At 64.9% G+C, this 396-nt stretch carries 1 pseudogene; it reads right to left on the reverse strand.

Annotation, left to right across the window (positions count from 1 at the left end):
* A pseudogene (locus EN857_RS35060) lies at positions 1 to 396 on the reverse strand (hypothetical protein); the annotation flags it as partial.

Raw genomic sequence — 396 nt, forward strand, 5'->3', positions numbered from 1 at the left:
GTATCGTTCCCGGTCGTTCCGTGGGTCGGGTCCGTCGGCAGGGTCGGAGATGACGGTAGCGGGTCGGTCGGCACGGTCGGAGATGACGGCAGCGGGTCCGTCCCGTCATGGGCTGCATGCCAGGCCGCCTTGGCGTTGGCCCAGTAATCGCGGGCCGCTTGGCCTTGAAGGACCGTCCAGCCGGCGGGCGGCATTGGATAATCCGACGGCAGCGGCGTGTCAGAGAGGTTGAGGTAGTAGTTGCCGTGCGACTCGACCGTCTTGTCCCAGGCATGCTGCAGCCGCGCCTGGCCGTTGTGGTGAACGTCGGTGATCGCCACCACGCAGTCGATAAAGTGCAGGCTGGGCGTGATATCGTTAGCGCCTGTGCCATTGTCGAGTTTGAATGGCGAACCG

Source organism: Mesorhizobium sp. M4B.F.Ca.ET.214.01.1.1, assembly GCF_004791545.1.
Classification (GTDB): Bacteria; Pseudomonadota; Alphaproteobacteria; order Rhizobiales; family Rhizobiaceae; genus Mesorhizobium; species Mesorhizobium abyssinicae.